Source organism: Mesorhizobium sp. M0207, from assembly GCF_040321995.1.
Lineage (GTDB): Bacteria > Pseudomonadota > Alphaproteobacteria > Rhizobiales > Rhizobiaceae > Mesorhizobium.
Genome location: NZ_JAMYSQ010000013.1, coordinates 138,819 through 154,368 on the forward strand (window position 1 = coordinate 138,819; position 15,550 = coordinate 154,368).

At 64.2% G+C, this 15,550-nt stretch carries 17 protein-coding genes and 1 riboswitch; of the genes, 8 read left to right on the forward strand and 9 right to left on the reverse strand.

The features are described 5' to 3' along the window. Positions 1-2: 2 nt before the first annotated feature. Positions 3-536 (reverse strand): gamma-glutamylcyclotransferase, encoded by a 534-nt coding sequence (locus NKJ15_RS18695; RefSeq protein ID WP_352816695.1) that lies wholly within the window; start codon positions 534-536, stop codon positions 3-5. Positions 537-650: 114 nt separating this feature from the next. On the opposite strand from NKJ15_RS18695, the gene NKJ15_RS18700 reads away from it, so the two are divergent. Then, positions 651-1,652, forward strand: a complete 1,002-nt coding sequence (locus tag NKJ15_RS18700) for a DUF2125 domain-containing protein (protein WP_352816697.1) — start codon at positions 651-653, stop codon at positions 1,650-1,652. Positions 1,653-1,785: 133 nt separating this feature from the next. Here the strand turns inward: NKJ15_RS18700 and NKJ15_RS18705 are convergent, their stop codons facing one another. Both NKJ15_RS18705 and hisC read right to left on the reverse strand, forming a co-directional pair. Continuing rightward, on the reverse strand, positions 1,786-2,721 hold the full coding sequence (locus NKJ15_RS18705) for a prephenate/arogenate dehydrogenase family protein (RefSeq protein ID WP_352816700.1): 936 nt from the start codon (positions 2,719-2,721) through the stop codon (positions 1,786-1,788). A 6-nt stretch (positions 2,722-2,727) separates the two neighbouring features. Then, positions 2,728-3,837: a histidinol-phosphate transaminase gene (hisC, locus tag NKJ15_RS18710; protein WP_352816703.1), complete on the reverse strand. Its 1,110-nt coding sequence runs from the start codon at positions 3,835-3,837 to the stop codon at positions 2,728-2,730. A 138-nt stretch (positions 3,838-3,975) separates the two neighbouring features. Continuing rightward, positions 3,976-4,053, forward strand: a riboswitch (SAM riboswitch). 92 nt (positions 4,054-4,145) lie between these two features. Here hisC and metX point away from each other — a divergent pair. The 3 genes from metX (at position 4,146) to NKJ15_RS18725 (ending at position 6,523) form a co-directional block, all read left to right on the forward strand. Next, a complete protein-coding gene (metX, locus tag NKJ15_RS18715) occupies positions 4,146-5,315 on the forward strand; it encodes a homoserine O-acetyltransferase MetX (RefSeq protein WP_352570574.1) in 1,170 nt (389 codons plus the stop codon). Positions 5,316-5,430: 115 nt separating this feature from the next. Continuing rightward, positions 5,431-6,045: a methionine biosynthesis protein MetW gene (gene metW, locus NKJ15_RS18720; protein WP_352540336.1), complete on the forward strand. Its 615-nt coding sequence runs from the start codon at positions 5,431-5,433 to the stop codon at positions 6,043-6,045. Between the two features lie 130 nt (positions 6,046-6,175). Beyond that, positions 6,176-6,523 (forward strand): hypothetical protein, encoded by a 348-nt coding sequence (locus tag NKJ15_RS18725; RefSeq protein ID WP_352471436.1) that lies wholly within the window; start codon positions 6,176-6,178, stop codon positions 6,521-6,523. A gap of 85 nt (positions 6,524-6,608) precedes the next feature. Here the strand turns inward: NKJ15_RS18725 and NKJ15_RS18730 are convergent, their stop codons facing one another. Continuing rightward, positions 6,609-6,929: a DUF1330 domain-containing protein gene (locus NKJ15_RS18730; RefSeq protein WP_352540204.1), complete on the reverse strand. Its 321-nt coding sequence runs from the start codon at positions 6,927-6,929 to the stop codon at positions 6,609-6,611. A gap of 233 nt (positions 6,930-7,162) precedes the next feature. Here NKJ15_RS18730 and NKJ15_RS18735 point away from each other — a divergent pair, with 233 nt between their 5' ends. Both NKJ15_RS18735 and NKJ15_RS18740 read left to right on the forward strand, forming a co-directional pair. After that, on the forward strand, positions 7,163-7,909 hold the full coding sequence (locus tag NKJ15_RS18735) for an SDR family NAD(P)-dependent oxidoreductase (RefSeq protein WP_352816707.1): 747 nt from the start codon (positions 7,163-7,165) through the stop codon (positions 7,907-7,909). A 42-nt stretch (positions 7,910-7,951) separates the two neighbouring features. After that, a complete protein-coding gene (locus NKJ15_RS18740) occupies positions 7,952-8,977 on the forward strand; it encodes an RNA polymerase subunit sigma-70 (RefSeq protein WP_352816710.1) in 1,026 nt (341 codons plus the stop codon). An 18-nt stretch (positions 8,978-8,995) separates the two neighbouring features. On the opposite strand, the gene NKJ15_RS18745 is transcribed toward NKJ15_RS18740, so the two are convergent. From NKJ15_RS18745 to NKJ15_RS18755, 3 genes are all read right to left on the reverse strand, one after another. After that, a complete protein-coding gene (locus NKJ15_RS18745; RefSeq protein ID WP_023677905.1) occupies positions 8,996-9,802 on the reverse strand; it encodes a DUF1194 domain-containing protein in 807 nt (268 codons plus the stop codon). Positions 9,803-9,878: 76 nt separating this feature from the next. Further along, a complete protein-coding gene (locus NKJ15_RS18750) occupies positions 9,879-11,711 on the reverse strand; it encodes an ABC transporter ATP-binding protein/permease (RefSeq protein ID WP_352816712.1) in 1,833 nt (610 codons plus the stop codon). 116 nt (positions 11,712-11,827) lie between these two features. Next, the gene (locus NKJ15_RS18755; protein ID WP_352816714.1) at positions 11,828-12,610 is read right to left on the reverse strand and encodes a class I SAM-dependent methyltransferase; all 783 of its coding nucleotides are present in this window, start codon (positions 12,608-12,610) and stop codon (positions 11,828-11,830) included. A 98-nt stretch (positions 12,611-12,708) separates the two neighbouring features. On the opposite strand from NKJ15_RS18755, the gene gloB reads away from it, so the two are divergent. Further along, a complete protein-coding gene (gene gloB / locus NKJ15_RS18760; RefSeq protein ID WP_352816717.1) occupies positions 12,709-13,476 on the forward strand; it encodes a hydroxyacylglutathione hydrolase in 768 nt (255 codons plus the stop codon). Positions 13,477-13,497: 21 nt separating this feature from the next. Continuing rightward, positions 13,498-13,926 carry a cupin domain-containing protein gene (locus NKJ15_RS18765; protein WP_352816720.1) on the forward strand — a complete coding sequence of 143 codons (429 nt, stop codon included), beginning with the start codon at positions 13,498-13,500 and terminating at the stop codon, positions 13,924-13,926. 5 nt (positions 13,927-13,931) lie between these two features. Here the strand turns inward: NKJ15_RS18765 and NKJ15_RS18770 are convergent, their stop codons facing one another. Both NKJ15_RS18770 and yddG read right to left on the reverse strand, forming a co-directional pair. Next, entirely contained in the window at positions 13,932-14,603 is a 672-nt protein-coding gene (locus tag NKJ15_RS18770) for a lysoplasmalogenase family protein (RefSeq protein WP_352816723.1), read from the reverse strand. Beyond that, positions 14,600-15,508, reverse strand: coding sequence for an aromatic amino acid exporter YddG (yddG, locus tag NKJ15_RS18775; RefSeq protein WP_352816725.1), 909 nt, complete (start codon positions 15,506-15,508; stop codon positions 14,600-14,602). Before yddG ends, NKJ15_RS18770 begins: the two co-directional genes overlap by 4 nt. Positions 15,509-15,550: the final 42 nt, after the last annotated feature.

Below are 15,550 nucleotides of genomic sequence, written 5' to 3' on the forward strand. Positions count from 1 at the left end.
AGCTACGTCGTGATCCGTCTCGTCACGTCTTCCAGCCAGTGGTCGCTTATACCCAGTGCTTCGAGGTGCTCCAGCGTGCTGAGCACGTAATCCTCATTCCTCCCCGATTGGCCGACGGCGCCGCGAACGACGGCCGCCGCCTCGGCCGGGTCGAGCGCACCGGCATATTGCTCATGGCTGCGGTCCACGACATAGGCGACGGCGTCGACCGTCTTGCCCCCATCCGTTTCACCCTTGTCGAGGCGAACGCTGAGCACACGTTCGAGATAGACGTTGGTGACCAGCTCGCGTTCGCGCAGATAGGTAATGACCTCGTTGCGCAGCTCGCCTGGAACCCGGAACGCCAGCCCGATGCAGGAGCCTCCGCGGTCGAGGCCGAGCACCAGGCCCGGCCGTTCGCGCGTGCCGCGATGCACGAAAGAATAGACGCAGAGCGAACGGCGGTAGCCATGCAGGCGGGCGCGCCGCGTCTCGACATGTGCGAATCCCGGTCGCCAGATCAGTGAGCCGTAGCCAAAAACCCAAAAATCGCCCATATCGCCAAGCCTGATTGTGACGACCACCTCACCGGTGGTGTTTCAGTCCGCCTACCTGTTGGTGCCGCAAGCGACAGCCCGCCCGTGCCACCCCGCGTTAACGAAAGCCGCAGCATGACGTCAAGTGACGAGCGCCCGCCGCCCAGCCAACGTCGCCGCCTGTTGTGGCTTGCCGCTTTCATCCTCGTGCTGTTCGGCATCTACAGCGCCGGCTGGTTCTACCTGGCGGACCTGGTCGAGAGCGCCACCAAAAAGGCGGTCGCCGATCTCGACGACAAAGGCATCAAGGCCGACTGCGCCAATCTCGCGGTCAGCGGCTATCCCTTCAGCTTCACCGTTTCCTGCGACAGCCTGGCTTACGAGGACGACAGCCGCAACGTCGCGGCATCGACAGGCAAGATCAACGCCGCCACGCAGATCACCCGGCTTCTGTCGCCTGCCGCCGAGCTCAGGGGGCCGCTCAGGACCTCTGTTCCCGGCATGACCCCGCTCTGGATCGACTGGGATGATCTGCGGGCCGACATGAAGCTGTCCTGGCCGCTGCCGAGCCGCCTCTCGCTGCAGGCAGAAGGCCTGTCCGGCCAGACCGATCCGGCAGACGACACCGATCCCATCTCGCTGTTCAGCGCCGGAACCGCCACCGGACAATTGCGCCCAAACGGCCCGGACATCGACTATGCCGGCAATTTCACCGATCTTGAAATCGACGCGGCGGCCATCGGCGGGCGCGTCTTGCCGCCGCTCGACGGCAGCGGCGACGTGACGCTGAAGAACGGCGTGACACTGATCAAGGCAAATCCGAAGAGCCTGCGCGGCCAGGCGGCCGAAATCCACGAGCTCGATCTGTCGTCCGGAACTGCGCGCATCACCGTTTCCGGACCGCTGTCGGTCGATGACGACGGTCTCATAAATGCCGACCTGACGATCAGGCTCAATGATCCAAAGGCCGTGGCGGCAATCCTCGCCACCGCCATCCCCGAGCAGAAGAAAGAGATCCAGACCGGCTTTGCCGGACTGGCGCTCCTCGGCAACCAGCCGTCGATGCCGCTGAAGATCGTCAGGGGCAAGGCCTCGCTCGGCTTCATCCCGCTCGGCAAGATCAAGCCGCTCGACTAGAGCAATCCCAGGAAAAGTGTGAAACGGTTTTCCGTCCGGAATTGCGCAAAACAAAGAGATAGAGCCGTTCGGCGTTTCTGTGAAACGATGAACCGCTCTAAGCCAGGCCGGCCTGCGATCGGCCTGCCGCGGCTTATCCCTTCGGCGGGTGTTCGACTGCCTGGCGGCCGAAATCCGGTACGTCGATATCCTGGCCGGCCTCGATGATCGAGCGGCGGACGGCGCGGGTGCGGGTGAACAGGTCGAACAGTTTTTCGCCGTCGCCCCAGCGGATCGCCCGCTGCAGCGAGGACAGATCCTCGGAAAACCGCGCCAGCATTTCGAGAATGGCGTCCTTGTTGTGCAGGCAGACGTCGCGCCACATGGTCGGGTCGGACGCCGCGAGACGAGTGAAGTCGCGAAAGCCGGAAGCCGAGTATTTGATGACCTCGGACTTGGTCACCGACTCCAGATCGTCGGCGGTACCGACGATGTTATAGGCGATGATGTGCGGCAGGTGCGAAACGATGGCCAGCGTCATGTCGTGATGCTGCGGGTCCATCGTGTCGATGTTGGAGCCGCAGCGGCGCCAGAATTCCGAGAGCTTTTCCAGTGCTGCGGGATCGGTACCGGGCAGAGGCGTGAAAATGCACCAGCGGTTCTCGAACAGTTCGGCAAAACCGGCGTCCGGTCCCGATTTTTCGGTGCCGGCCAAAGGATGGCCGGGGATGAAGTGCACGCCATCAGGCACATGCGGCTGCATCTGCGCGATCACCGATGCCTTGGTCGAGCCGACATCGGTGAGGATGGCGCCCTTCTTCAGCGCCGGCGCGATCTCCGCGGCGACCGTGCCTGAAGAGCCGACCGGCACCGAAACGATAACCAGATCAGCATCGCGAACCGCCTCTTTCGCATCCGTCGCATAGGTGTCGCCAAGGCCGAGTTGGCTCGCCCGTGCCAGCGTCGCGTCGCTGCGCGTCGAAATCGCGACTTGGCCGGCGAGTCCCTCGCGGCGGATGACGCGGGCCAGCGACGAGCCGATCAGGCCGATGCCGACCAGCGCGATCTTTTCGAACATCGGTGAGGTCATGGTGTTCTAGCTTTTCAGGAATGTCGCGAGTGCTGCGACAACGCCGCGATTGGCCTCTTCGGTGCCGATGCTCATGCGCAGCGCGTTCGGAAAACCGTAGCCGGAAACGCGCCGCAATATGTAGCCGCGCGCACTGAGGTAGTCGTCGGCGGCCGCCGCCGAATGCTTTTTGTCCTCGGGAAAGTGGATGAGGATGAAATTGCCGACGCTCGGCGTCACCCGCAGCCCGAGCCCGCTTAATTGCTCGCTCAGCCAGGCCAGCCAGGTCTCGTTGTGCGCGACGCTGCGTTCGATGTGGGCACGGTCGCGGATCGCCGCGATGCCGGCCTCGATTGCCGTCGCATTGACGTTGAAGGGTCCCCGCACGCGGTTGATCGCGTCGATGACGTGCATTGGCGCATACATCCAGCCGATCCGCGCCCCGCCCAGGCCCAATTTGGAGAAAGTGCGGGTCATGACCACGTTTTCCGCGCTGCCCACCAACTCGACGCCGGCTTCATAATCGTTGCGCCGGACATATTCGGCGTAAGCTGCATCCAGCACCAGAAGCACGTTTCGCGGCAGGCCGGCATGCAGGCGGCGCACCTCCTGGAACGGCACGTAGGTGCCGGTTGGATTGTTTGGATTGGCAAGGAAGATGATCCGGGTAGCCGGCGTCACCGCGGCGAGGATCGCATCGATGTCGGCGCGTTCATCGGTCTCCTTGACCGTTACCGGGACGGCACCGGCCGACTGTATGTAGATCTTGTAGACCATGAAGCCGTGTTCGGTGATGATGGCTTCGTCGCCGGGTGCGAGGTAGGTCTGCGCCAGCAGGCCCAGAATCTCGTCGGAGCCGTTGGAGCAGACGATGTTCGCCGGGTTGAGCCCGTGCACCTCGGCGATCGCTTCCCTCAGGCGCCTGGCGCTGCCGTCGGGATAGACCGCGAGCTTGTCGGCGACCGCGCGCGCGGCCTCTATCGCCTTTGGCGAAGGGCCGAGCGGGTTCTCGTTCGCCGACAATTTATGGACCTTGGCGACACCTTCAGGCGCCGCGCTCTTGCCGGGCACATAGGCTTCGATGTCCATGATGCCGGCGCGGGGCTTTGGACGTGTCTGATCCGGTGTCTGGCTCATTTCATGAAATCCGTCGAGAGTGCCTCCGTCCGGAAGCCGCAGCGGAAATACAAGCCGTGGCCCGGAATGTCGAGGGGCGGCAATTCGGGATCAAGAACTTGCCGTTGACGAAGCCATGCGTCGGTCCTAGAAGAGCAGCAACAGTTCCGTGGTGATTTGGCCGGTCGGCTTGCAGCCACGTTAAACAACTTGCTAAAGGGCCGTTTGCATCTTGTAACCGGCTCTGCGAAGGCATGGCCGGTTTTTTGTTGCCCTGACTGGCTGTTGCCCGGACCGGTGGACAACTGAAGGCCGGGCAAGGAGATGTGATGGTCGCTTTGCGCGCGCGAAAAACCAACAACGAGGCCGACCAGCCGTCGAGCCCGGTGTTGCGTTTCGGCGCCGACAAGCCGCTCAAGCTCGACGCCGGCACGCTGCTGTCGCCGTTCCAGATCGCCTACCAGACCTATGGCACGCTCAACGACGCGCGCTCCAACGCCATCCTCGTCTGCCATGCGCTGACCGGCGACCAGCATGTCGCCAACACCAATCCGGTGACCGGCAAGCCGGGCTGGTGGGAAGTGCTGATCGGTCCCGGCAAGATCATCGATACCGACCGTTTCTTCGTCATCTCGTCAAACGTCATCGGCGGCTGTCTCGGCTCCACCGGCCCCGCCTCGACCAATCCCGCCACCGCCAAGCCCTACGGGCTCGACCTGCCGATCATCACCATCCGCGACATGGTGCGGGCGCAGCTGATGCTGGTCGAGCATTTCGGCATCGAACAGCTGTTCAGCGTGCTGGGCGGCTCGATGGGCGGCATGCAGGTGCTGCAATGGGCCTCCAGCTATCCGGAGCGCGTCTTCTCGGCGCTGCCGATCGCCACCGGCGCCCGCCATTCCTCGCAGAACATCGCTTTCCACGAGGTCGGCAGGCAGGCGGTGATGGCCGACCCGGACTGGCATGGCGGCAAGTATTTCGAGCACAGCAAGCGGCCGGAAAAGGGGCTGGCGGTGGCGCGCATGGCCGCCCACATCACCTATCTATCGGAAGCAGCGCTGCACCGCAAGTTCGGCCGCAACCTGCAGGACCGCGAAGCCCTGACCTTCGGTTTCGATGCCGACTTCCAGATCGAGAGCTATCTGCGCCATCAGGGCATGACTTTCGTCGATCGCTTCGATGCCAACTCCTATCTCTACATGACCCGGGCGATGGATTATTTCGATCTCGCCGCCGACCATGGCGGCCGGTTGGCCGATGCCTTCGCCGGCACCAAGACGCGCTTCTGCCTGGTTTCGTTCACCAGCGACTGGCTGTTCCCGACCGAAGAGAGCCGCTCGGTCGTGCACGCGCTGAACGCGGCCGGCGCTTCGGTCTCGTTCGTCGAGATCGAGACCGACCGCGGCCACGACGCCTTTCTGCTCGACGAGCCCGAACTGTTCGCCGCCATCAAAGGCTTTATCGCCTCGGCCGCTCGGGCGAGAGGGCTCGGCGCATGACCTCGAAAGGTTGCGGACCGTTCGGATCAGGACCATGCGCCAGGCATCAGCGCATGACCCCGAAAAGTTGCAGACTTTTCGGATCAGGATCATGCGCCAGGCAGGAGCCGAACGCATGAGCGTCAACCGCGCCCAGCGCGTCGATCTCGAAGTCGTCGCCGATCTCATCCCGCCGCAGTCGCGGGTGCTGGACGTCGGTTCCGGCGACGGCCTGCTGCTCGAATTGCTGCAGGAGACCAAGAAGGTCGATGGCCGCGGGCTGGAACTGTCGCAACGCGGCGTCAACGAATGCGTGGCGCGCGGCCTGTCGGTTATTCAAGGCGATGCCGACAAGGATCTCCAATTCTATCCCGACAAGGGTTTCGACTTCGTCGTTCTGTCGCAGACCTTGCAGGCGACCCGCAATCCGAAGCTGGTGCTCGACGAACTGCTCCGGATCGGCAACCGCGCCATCGTCTCATTCCCGAATTTCGGCCACTGGCGGGTGCGCCTTTCGCTGCTCTTCAACGGCCGCATGCCGGTGACCAAGGACCTGCCCTATTCCTGGTACGACACGCCCAACATCCATTTCTGCACCATTCGCGACTTCGTCAATCTGTGCGACGAGCTTGGCGCGACGGTGGAAAAGGCAACCGCGCTCGACGCCAACGGCCAGCGGATCGGCTTCTCCATGCCTTGGTGGTTCTGGAATTTTTTCGGCCAGCAAGCGATATTCCTGCTGAAACGATAGGTTTGACAGGCAGAAGCAACGAACCTCAGACCTGCGCAAGAAACCATATTTTCAATTTTCAATCCAATGAAGTTGCCCGGCATTCTTTGTTGCTTTAACAGGTCTCAAACGGGTTGGTTTGGGGGAAGCAATGAAGACGTTAGTATTAGCAACAGCTTTGATGTCGGCCACTTTGATTTCCGGATGCACGACGTCGAAGACCGATTTCCAGAATGGACAAGTCGCGTTGAGCGGCAGCCCGGCGCTGAAACGGCAGGCGATCCAGCGGTGCATGACCAAATTCAAGATGCGGTTCGGCAAGGTTGAAAGGGCAAACCTCGCCGCGCTCATGAACGTCCCGGATGCCGGATTGGAACACACGTTCTGCACGCGATTGATGAACGGCTTCGCGAACGGGAGGATCAACTACTCGGATTACCTGGCTGCATTGTCGCATGGCGACATGTCCAACGCGATCAAGGTGCTGCAGGGGCGGTGAAGCTGCCGATGCAGACGCGATCCAAATTCGGTGCCGCCAGATAGATGGCGGCACCATAGACGCCGGTTGTACCCGATCATTCCCTCTATTCAAGCACGTCCGTGGCCTTGTGCGGGTGCTGGACGCCATCAACGAAGACCACATCGGACCGGGAATTGCCGGTACGCAGCGGCAATATCTCCTGATAGGCGGGCGAGTCGTACCATGCACGTGCCTGCTGCCGGTTGGGAAACTCGATGACTATGAGATAGCCCGGCCAGGTGTTTTCAACGACTTCCACCTCGCCTCCGTGCACCACGAAGCGGCCGCCAAACGGTTCCAGCGTGGCATCGATCTTGTGCAGGTACTCGACGATCTGCGGTCCCGGCGTGACCTGGCGCATATGGGCGACGGCGTAGGCGGTCATGGCGTAACTCCTTGTGGTCGAAGGCCGGACAACCGGCTTGATGGGAGCAGTTTGCCGAGACGTCGCGCACAGGTCGATTACCCCCGAGGTAATGACACTGAATACAAAACCGACGCGCCGCTGCCGTCAGCTGAAAGATATTTCCGCCTGGCACCGATGATTTCCACCCACCTGCGCTGTCCTTTCGATGAGCGCGCCTGGATGGTCCGGCGGCCGGGAACGAGAGGTGATCCATGGGATCGTTGCAAAATCAGAATGTCGTCGTCGTCGGAGGCAGCCGTGGTGTCGGCCGCTCGATCGCGGAGGCCGCTCTCAAGGAGAAAGCGACAGTGCTGGCCGTCGCCCGCGGAAAACAGGCCCTGGCGCAATTTGCCTGGGAGGTCTCGGGCGTGAAGACGCTCGCGGTCGATGCTACGATGGACTCCGCCCCGGATAAGGTCTTCGCCGCGCTTGAGCCGGACGTACTGGTGATCTGCGCAGGTGCGCTGGCGCCTTCTGCGCCGGTGCATGAACAGAACTGGAAGGCGTTCTCGGCAAATTGGGACACGGACGTCAAGGCGTCGTTCCTGTTTTGCCGGGCCGCTCTGCGGCGTCCGCTCAAGCCGGGGACCCGGATCGTTCTGATCTCCAGCGGCGCGGCCTTGACCGGCGGACCACCGAACGCCGGCGGCTATGCTGGCGCAAAACGCATGCAGATGTTCCTGGCCGGTCATAGCCAGAAGGAGGCCGACCGGCTTGGCCTCGGCCTGCGCTTCATGGCGCTCGCGCCGATGCGCATCATGCCGGAAACCGGCGTGGGCAAAGCCGGCGCCGACAGCATAGCGGCCTATATGGGCATCCAGCCGGCGGACTTCATCGCCGCCATGACCGACATGCAAACGCCGGCCGATGTCGGACGGGCGGTGGTCGCACTCGCCACCGGCCAGCCGCAAGGCAGTTCCTTCATGGTGAGCGGTAGCGGGCTTGCCCCGGCCGCCTGAGGGGCGCGTAATGCAACGCTCGCTCGTAACCGCAGAAGCCACATGACAAACGGTCAACCACCTCTGCAACCATCACGCCAGCCGATCCTCGATCGGCTGGCCTTCGAGAAGGTCACGGCCGCGCATCGCCGCGAGCTCAAGCTGCATTGTTATCGCATGATGGGTTCGCTGCACGAGGCCGACGACCTCGTCCAGGACACGTTGCTTCGCGCCTGGCGCGCAAGATCGGAGTTCGACGGGCGAGGTTCGGTTCGCGGTTGGCTCTACATGATCGCGACCAACGCTTGCCTCAACGCCATCAAGGCGAGGTCGAGGGCGCGTCGCATTCTCCGGGAACCCGGACGGCCGCCCTCGCACGGGGCGGCCATAGGCGGGCCGGTAGCCGACATCGCCTGGCTGGAGCCCTACCCCGACGCCGAGCTTCCAGACATTGCCGGCAGCGAGCCAGGTCCGGAAGCCCGTTACGAGAGCCGCGAGGCCGTCCAGCTCGCCTTCGTCGCGGCGATCCAGGATCTGCCGCCCAGGCAGCGCGCCGCGCTGCTGCTTGCCGACGTCCTCGGATGGTCGGCTGTCGAGACGGCGCGTTTGCTGGGCGGATCGACGGCTTCGATCAACAGCGCGTTGCAGCGAGCCCGCGTAACGCTGGCGGCGCGCTATCCTCAGGGACGGCCGGCCAGCCGATCACGGCCCAGCCGCGAAGAAGGCCTGCTGCTCGAACGCTACATGCAGGCCTGGCAGGCCGCCAATCTCGACGGCTTGATCGAGCTGCTGCGTCAGGACGCCATCTACACCATGCCGCCTTGGCGTGAATGGTATCAAGGCCGCGAAGCGATCCGCGGTTTCTTCGAGACCGTCTGGCCGAGGTTTGGCGGCTTCCGCACGCTGGCTACCCGCGCCAATGCCCAGCCGGCGGTCGGGGTTTATTCCCGCAGCCACGATGGCCCTGAATGGCGGGCCCATTCCCTGCATGTGTTCGACGCAGCCGAGGGCGGGATCGCTTCCTTGACGATCTTCATAGGGCCGCTCGGGCCATCTCTGTTCCCGGCCTTCGGCCTGCCACCAGCTTAGCTTACCCCTGGGCCAGCCTTATCGGTCGAGTTCCGGGAAATATGGGTCCGAGAAAAACCTTCGGTCGCGCTCGCCTTGCAGGCAGTCGATCGGTGCGTCGATGCGGATCGTCCTCGGATCCACCTTGGGATACTCGATGCCGCTGACCTCGAGGATCAGTTTGCGGCGAGTGGCGGTGGCGAATTCGGAAGCAGCATAGATCGGCAGCACGAACGAGCCCGGCCCGCCGGTGACGCATTCGGCATAGTACCGGTCGAGATGGCTGAAGGTGGGTGACGGGCTGATCAGGATCGGCAGCCCGTTGATGACGATGCCCTTCGCCAGCGCCGCATCGCGTGCCGTTGTGACCGGCAAGCCGGTGTTGTTTGGGCCGTCCCCCGAGACGTCGATGACGCGGCGTTTGCCGGTGAAGGCCGTGCCGTTGAAAAGCTCGGCACCGAAAGCCACAGCACCGGAAATCGAGGTGCCGCGAAAGCTCCTGAACGGGCGGGCCGCGATCTTGTCGGCGAAAGCGTTGGCGCTCTCCTTGCTGTCGACGACCTGCCAGGCAATGACCGCATCGTCGCGGATGGTGCCGGCCCATTCGAAATAGGCGATGGCGATGCGGCCGAAGGTGCCGGCACGCACGGCGTTGATGAAGTCGGGGTGGCGCAGCGCCGCGACATAGCCGGCGCGCTGCAGGGCAAACTCCCTTTCATCCATCGACTGCGAGATGTCGACGGCCAGCACCAGCTCGACATCGACGGCAATTGCATTGGCCGGTGCGGCCGCAGGTGCCGCCGGGGTGCAGGCAAGGCAGGCGAGCAGGGCGAGAGCGTCAAGCATGGCCGATCGGAACGTTCCCATCTGAAACGATCGCGACAGTTTTTCGCCGCGATCGCGGCGAAATAAAGCTTGCCTTCTATTTCTTTCGGCCAGCCGAAACGACAACCGGGGGCGGTTCGATGGCACCTGCCCTGATACGGGCCGGCTTGAGTGGCGGCTGGCCGGCATCCTTGACGATGGTCAACGCCCGCCGGAAGAAGCGGGCATTGTGCTGGCCGCGGCCGATATTGAGGATCGCGGCGTCGGGAAGGCGCTTCTCCAGCATCGACAGCACTTGCCTCAGCGTTGGGCCGTCGAACGCGTCCAGCGCCTCGTCGATGATCACCCATTTCGGCCGTCGCAAGGCCAGCCTGGCAAAGGCCAGCAGACGCTGCTCGTCGTCGCTGAGCTCACGCTCCCAGCGCGCCGAGCGATCGAGCGAGGACGACAGGCGTTGCAGCCCGACATCGGCCAGCACCTCCGAGATCTCGGCATCGCTCGCCTCCGCCGCGCCGTCTGAATGGTTGAGCACCTCGCGCAGCTTGCCGAGCGGGAAATAGGGGGTACGCGGAACAAAGATCGGCGCTTCTCCCGCCGGCATGCCGATCCGTCCGCTGCCCCATGGCCACAGACCGGCAATGGCCCGGAAGAACAGCGTCTTGCCGGCGCCCGGATCTCCGGTGATCATGACCCGGTCGCCGGCGCGGATTTCGACATGCGGCTCGGCAAGCTTGGTGCATCCCTCCGGCGAGGCGACCTCGAGTTTCTCGAAGGTCAGGCTGCCGTCCGGGTTTTCGCCGAACGAAATGCGCCTTTCCGTATGGTGCAGCGCGTCGGTGTCGGCAAGCGCGATGCGGAAGTCGGCGACCCGCATCAGCGTAGCGCGCCAATCGGCGATGCCGCCGATATTGTTGATGAACCAGCGCAGCGACGAATGGACCTGGTTGAAAGCGCCGACTGCCATCATCAAGCCGCCAAAGCTGATATCGCCGGCGAAATAGACCGGTGAGGCGACCAGGATCGGCGCGACGACAGTGATCCAGCCATAGGTGTCGGTAACCCAGGAAAGATTGATCTGGGCGCTGTAGATGCGCCGCATGGCGCCCAGCACCATGCCGAGATCGAATTCGAGCCGGCGCCTGGCATCGGCCTCGCCATGCGCCAGCGCGATGGCATCGACATTCTCGTTGACGCGAACCACCGAGGAGCGCAGCTCCGCTTCACGCGTATAGCGATCGTTGTTGAAGCGGATCAACGGTCGCCCGACCAACCAGCTCAACCAGGAGGCGGTGCCGGCATAAAGGATCGCCGCCCAGACCATGTAGCCGGGTATGGCCAGCGAATGGCCGCCTATGTGGAAGACGAAGCCGGAGGACAGCGACCACAGGACCCCAACGAACGAGGCAAGCAGGATGCAGGACTGCAGTAGGCCGATGCCAAGACCGGTGGAAAGATCGGAGAGATGCCCGGCATCCTGCTGCAGGCACTGGTCGGGATTGACGCCGATGGCGCCGGCATGGGTCAGCCGGAAGGCACGCGCCGGCCGCATCCATTCGTCGATCAGGTCGAGCGTCAGCGCCTCGCGCAGCTTCAGGCGGAGCATCTGGTCGAGCCAGGTCTGGCCGACATTGAGCACCACAAGCCCGCCGGCGATGCCGGCAAAGACCAGAAGCTGATGCAGGAAAGCCGGCATGTCGCGCCGCGCCAGCGCGTCGTAGAAAGGCTGGTTCCAGCGATTGAGCAGAACCTGCCCGATCGAGCTCGCCACGATGACGGCGACGATGCCGATCGCTGCCCAAAGCAATTGTTTTCGCACTGGCGAGCTGGTCAGTGCCAATTTGATTGTTGCCAGCTGCTCACGCAGGCTGCTGGCCTCGATCGACGTGGCAAGCTTCTGGGCGCTGGCCTCGACATCCGGACGATCATCCATCGGTTAAATCCTTGCATTCGGAGCAATGCCAAACCGGTCATAGGATCGGCCGCACGGCCTTCAGTCGGACAGCAAACCTGATATCGTCAGATAGGCGTGAAAAAGCACGTCTCGGATCACGAACGCGTCATCCTGGCGGTGTCGGACGTTTGGCCCGCGACAGCCCGGCCAAGCGTCGGCGCGCCATGCGGCGAGAGAACCGGCACGAAGACGCGGCGGGACGCGCGCTGGGCAACCGGCACGCCTTGATAGAGCCGCTTCTGCGCCTCGACGACGATAACGCCGGAAAAGATCGGCCAGAAGCGCCGGCCGGCGCGTTCCAGCACATTATGGAACTGCATCATGAAACGTCGCGGCGACGGCGGGAAGAACAGCGCATCGGACCACGCCGCCGGCGTGAAATTCGCTTCGCGCAGCAATTCGGTCAGCTGGCCGCGCGAGAACGGCCGGCCATTGCCGAAAGGCGTATGCTCGAAGCGTGCCCAGACGCCGCGCCGGTTCGGCACGACGATGACGACACGGCCGGCCGGTGACAGCACCCGCCAGATCTCGTTCAGCGTCTCGCGCGGGTTCTCGACATGTTCGAGCGAATGGACGAGCAGCATGCGGTCGATGCAGGAATCGACCAGCGGCAGTTCCTCCTCGAAGACCAGGGCGGTCGCCGTCGGCCCCGTCGCCGGCCAGACCACCGCGCCCTGCGTTGCCGGCATGAAGGCAAAGACGCGCTCGGCATCGCTGCCGAAGCGCTCCAGCCATGGCAAGGTGTAGCCGAGGCCGACCAGCCGCTCGTTGGGCACGACGGCCCATATCGAGGACAGCGCCATGGTGATCGAGCGTTCGGCCAGGCGGCCGAGCGTGGTCGAATAAAACGAACGGAGATCGACAATGTCTGAATGCATGCTCGGAACGGTAGCTTCGAAGCAGTCCAAGTTCAACAAAGGCAGATGACATCGGCTGGCAGGCGCCCTATGTCTGCGGCAATAAAGGGAGAGATGCGATGCCGGTCGAGATAGAACAATTCATGTGCCGCAGCGACAATTTCGGCGTGCTGGTGCACGACCCGAAAAGCGGCCAGACGGCGCTCATCGATGCGCCCGAGGAGGCGCCCATCCTGGCGGCGATCAAGCGCACCGGCTGGACCCCGACGATGATCCTGACCACTCACCACCATCTCGACCATGTCGAGGCCAATCTGGCGCTGAAGGAGCGTTTCAAGCTGCGCATTGTCGGGCCGGAAGCCGAAAAGGCGAAGATTCCCGGCATCGACGAAACTATCGAGCAAGGCTCGGTCGTCCATCTCGGCGACGAGCGGATCGAGGTCATCGCCACGCCCGGCCATACCGCCGGCCATGTCACCTATCATCTGCCGGCGTCGAAAGTAGCATTCGCCGCCGACACGCTGTTTGCGCTCGGCTGTGGGCGGCTGCTCGAATGCAAGCCGCCGGTGATGTACGAATCCCTGAAGAAGCTCGCGGCGCTGCCGGCCGAGACGGTCGTCTATTGCGGCCATGAGTATACGCTGGCCAATGCCCGTTTCGCACTCACCGTCGACCCGACCAATTCGGCGCTGAAAGAGCGTGCCGCCAAGGTCGAGGCGCTGCGCGCCGACGGCAAACCGACGCTGCCGACGACCATCGGCGAGGAACTGTCGACCAATCCGTTCCTGCGCTGGCACGATCCGGCGATCCGCAGGCATCTCGGCCTCGAGAACGCCTCCGACGCCGAAGTGTTCGCCGAGATCCGCAAGCGCAAGGACAATTTCTGAGCGGCGCCAGGAGCTAGGGTCATGACCAGTTCCGCCGAAATCATCGCCCTGCTCGGCCTGAAGCCGCATCCGGAAGGCGGCTGGTATGCCGAGACCTTTCGCGACGGCACGGCAGGCACGCGCGGGCATTCGACGGCGATCTATTTCCTCCTCGAGAAGGACCAATTGTCGGCCTGGCACCGGGTCAAGGACGCGGCCGAGGTCTGGCATTTCTATGACGGTGCGCCGCTGGCGCTATCGATACACCGAGAAGGCGGTCCCGTCATCGAGGAGATCCTCGGTACGGCGCTTGCCGCGGGCGAGCGGCCGCAGATCGTCGTGCCGGCAGGCTGGTGGCAGTCGGCGCGCAGCCTCGGCGAATGGACCCTGGTCGGCTGCACCGTGGCGCCGGGTTTCGATTTCGCCGCCTTCGAACTCGCCGAACCAGGCTGGCTGCCGGGCACGCCCTAGGCACCCTAGCCCAGCAGGAAACCCAGCGTGATCGCCAGCTGGCCGGCGTAGTACAGCGCCCAGACCCCATGGCGCACCCCAATGCGGTGCGGCGAGATGGCGGGCAGCAGGAACTTTTCCGCGGCGTGCAGCCCGTCGGACAGCATGAGCAGGACGATGCCGCCAATGACCCCGACGCTGTTCAGGGTGAGCGCCGCAAGGCCCATGGCAAGCAGTGCCGCGGCATGGATGCCAATCGGCAAACGCAAGGCCGGGCCGACGCGGCGCCAGAGCGCGAAAATCATCGCCAACACCGACACGGCCATCGCCAGGGCAATAATTCCTCGCCACGGTTCGGCCGAGAGCAGCCCGAGGCCGCCGCCGGCACGCAGGAACAGCACGACGTAAAGCACATGCGCGGCAAGAAAACTGGCCGCGCCGCCAAGAAATGCCTTCTCGCCGTCGCGCGACAGGAAGGCGTCGCCGACGGCACTGACGCCGAGCGCGGCGACGAGCAGCCATGGGCCGCGCTGCTGCGCGACCAGCACCGCCAGCATCGCCACCGCCAATGTCCTTGCCGCCGACCGCGAAAGGCGCGGCGGCATGCCGAGGCTGAACGCGTAAATCACCGCCGCCGCCAGCGAAAACAGCAGCGTCGCATTGGCATTGGCATCGATGCCGCCGGGAAACGGCATCATGCGTTTGCCTCGCTCGTGGCCCCCTTGCGCAGGAACAGCGATTTCGCCGCCAGTGCCGCGCCGCCGGTGATCAGCACGCAGGCGGCGAGGATGCGCCATGACGGCTCGGCGAAGCCGGCGGCGATCAGCACCAGGGTGGACAGCAGCGGCGCGGCATAGCTCGCCGCCCCCAGCACCTGGATGTTGCCGCGCTTGACGCCGATGTCCCAGGCATAGAACGCCGCCCCCACCGGCATCAGACCGAGGCCGAGCACGGCCAGCCACTGGCCGGCGCCGTTGGGCAGCACCGTCTCTTCCAGCAACAGATGGCAGACCAGCGAAAGCGCCGCGGTGGCGGCGCAGAACCAGGTGACGATGCTGGTCGGCACCGACGGGAAGCGCCGCGACAACAGCGAATAGGACGACCACAGCACCGCGCAGACGCCGGCCATTGCATAGCCGAAGGCATAACGCGCATCGAAGGCAAGCCCGCCGCCGCCCTTGGTGACGATCAGGACCGTGCCGGCAAGGCCGAGCAGCGCGCCGGCGACGTGGTTCCAGGCCAACCGCTCGCCCGGCATCAGCGCCGACCCCAGCACGATCAGCAGCGGCCACAGATAGGCGATCAGGCTGGCCTCGACGGCCGGCGCATTGCGCAGCGCGGTGGAGTAGAAGAAGTGGTAGCCGAACAGGCCGGCAATGCCGATCACCCAGACTTTGCGTGGTATTTCGACCTGGCGCGGTATCTTCGCGGCGCCATCGGCTGCCGGCATGAACAGCCGGGCAAACAGCCCGACGCAAGTGCCGATCGTGAAGGTGATTGCCGAAAGCAGGAACGGCGGCACGGCGCCCGAAGCATCCGTAAGCAGCGCCAGCAGCGCCCACATGGCGACCGCGGAGAAGCCGATCAGTGTTGCGCGCGCCATACCCGTCGCCCCCTGCCCATCGTTGGCGGCGCACCATCACGC